The 2,360-nt window shown below is 54.7% G+C and carries 3 protein-coding genes; all 3 read left to right on the top strand.

Annotation, left to right across the window (positions count from 1 at the left end):
* The coding region (locus EOA27_RS41105; RefSeq protein ID WP_210214190.1) for a hypothetical protein at positions 1 to 208 on the top strand (208 nt) is incomplete at its 5' end.
* A gap of 600 nt (positions 209 to 808) precedes the next feature.
* A complete protein-coding gene (locus tag EOA27_RS32310) occupies positions 809 to 1,564 on the top strand; it encodes a response regulator transcription factor (protein ID WP_126082688.1) in 756 nt (251 codons plus the stop codon).
* A gap of 221 nt (positions 1,565 to 1,785) precedes the next feature.
* Positions 1,786 to 2,360: aminotransferase class III-fold pyridoxal phosphate-dependent enzyme (locus EOA27_RS32305; protein ID WP_127258261.1), on the top strand; the 575-nt coding region annotated here is incomplete at its 3' end.

Genomic DNA, 2,360 nt, shown 5'->3' with positions numbered 1-2,360 from the left:
GGTTGTACACGGCGCATTTGGACCAAAGCAGGTGAAGCAGCTCAAGGAAATTTATGAGCGAGCGCAGGCTGTGACCGCCCAGTATCCTGAATCCCACGTCGCTAACAAAGCCGCCAAGAAGTTGATCGATGCGTTTGAGACAGTGACCCGTAGCCATGAGGCGGTCTGCCGTTGGCTGAGCGAGACTGAACCCCAGGGACACGCCTGAGGTTCCAATCGTCAATTCTAGGAGCATCTGTCCGCCTGCCAGACAATGCTGGCAGGCGGATTTTCTGCTGTGCCGCTCACCGCAAAAGCGATAGGGGAGCCATTGGGGCGGGCGAATGGCTCCCCTACCCTGTCTTCGCTTTATCCGCAGACAGACCGGCGTAAGCCCGGGCAGACGCTGGCAAACAGATGTTCTTCTTTGGCAATGTATGACGTCAACGAAGCCTTTGGAGTAAGAAGCCGCCGTGGATTAACGGTCCTGCTTCCGCCTATCGGATGAGGTTGGCGGCGCTGCTTTGCCTGAAATCATTTGCGTGCACGACTCCAGGAACCCGGCCCAATGGTTTCGGCCCGTATGCCTGCCCATCAGCGGGACCCTTGAGAGCCAAAAAAATTTACAGAAAATTAACTTAGATTAGCTCTCGCTAGTAAAGCATCAACTACTGAATTCTAGGTGGTGTAGGGGAGAAGCGATGAGGGTCCAAGCTGGGGGGGCCTGGCTGGACTCTCAGATTGGTAGAAACTTTCAAAAAATCTAGGATTTGAGGGGGCTGTCGGCCGCCATGAGGCGGTCGTGTTGGGCAAAAGTTGGGGTGCTAGTATGAGTTCTGTGATCGGCCTACATAATCTTGCTTCGCCAAATCAATCAGAAATCTCGTCGAGCAGCGCAAAGAGCAACGAACAACTAGACAAGGAATGCCTACTTATTCTTGACGGAAGGGCGTTAGACCGGGAATGTCTAGCATCGGCTCTGGAGGACCATGAGCTTGGCATGGCTGTTGTCGCCATGGACAGGATCGAAGAATGGCGAATAAAGAAGGAAGCATACCCTCCTTTAGCCGCTATCCTATTTAATCTTGGCGGACGCAAAGTTACCGATCAAAGCATAGCTGAAGAGGTCCGAATGATCTCTTCAGAGTTCAGTTCTGTTCCAGTGATTCTGCTGGCTGACACGGAAGATCTTACACAGATACTGACCGCCCTTGAAAGCGGCGCACGCGGATACATTCCGACTTCTGTTGGCATTGACGTCTGTGTCGAAGCCGTCAACCTTGCGGCGGCTGGCGGCATCTTCGTACCGGCCAGTAGCGTGCTGTCCATGCGGCATCTGATCGATTCAGGCAGCCGCGACACACGTCCGCTGACGACTATGTTCACGCACCGGCAAGCTGAAGTGGCTCAGGCGCTTCGGCGCGGCAAGGCGAACAAGATCATAGCCTACGAACTGAACTTGCGCGAAAGCACCGTGAAAGTCCACATCCGCAATATCATGAAGAAACTGAAGGCGACCAACAGGACTGAGGTTGCCTACAAGGTGAACGACCTTTTCGGGGAAGGTGCCCTCGCGGAAGAATGACAGGTGGTTTCAGACGGCCCGCCAGAGTTCACTTCTGCGGGTCGTCTTTGTTAGCCTCGTTCCGCGATCGGCTGTTCCGCAGCCGCTGCAAATGGCGTGATCGTTATAAAACGCCGGTATTGGGCTCCAACATCCACCATAAGTGCTAAATCGGCAGCCATTTGGTGATCGCGAAATTTTGGACCGGACATGTAGACTTTCCAACAGCTGGAGTGTGGTACATGTCTGAGCAGAGCCCTTGTTTTCGCAAATCTGTCCGTTTGCAAGGTCGCGCGCGCCAACTGATCCCAGGTGGCTGCCATACATACGCGAAGGGCGATGATCAGTATCCCATTCTCGCCCCGGGTTTCATTGAGCGTGGACTTGGATGTCATGTCTGGGACGTCGATGGCAACGAATACATCGAATATGGCATGGGCAATCGTTCCGTTGGATTGGGGCATGCCTACCCGACAGTCCTGAGAGCGGTTGAGGCAGCGTTGAGTGGTGGCTCCAATTTCACGCGACCGGCTAGGATCGAAGTCGACTGCGCCGAGACGTTTCTGGAGCTTGTCGACGCGCAGATGGTAAAATTCTGCAAGGATGGCTCGGATGCGACGTCCGGCGCCGTGCGCTTGGCCCGCGCTTATACAGGGCGCGACCTCGTGGCCTGCTGCGCCGACCATCCATTCTTTTCGACGGACGATTGGTTCATCGGCACGACACCGATGAGTGCCGGTATTCCGGAGGTGGTCCGAAATCTCACCGTCACCTTCCGCTACAACAACATCGCCAGCGTAAAAGATCTGTTCGACAA

This window comes from Mesorhizobium sp. M2A.F.Ca.ET.037.01.1.1, from assembly GCF_003998075.1.
In the GTDB taxonomy this organism is placed as follows: domain Bacteria; phylum Pseudomonadota; class Alphaproteobacteria; order Rhizobiales; family Rhizobiaceae; genus Mesorhizobium.
This window is presented reverse-complemented; position numbering and strand designations above follow the sequence as displayed.

Excerpts from the sequence above, each read along its gene's own strand:
- EOA27_RS32310 (WP_126082688.1), top strand. The coding sequence starts at position 809 with ATGAGTTCTGTGATCGGCCTACATAATCTTGCTTCGCCAAATCAATCA.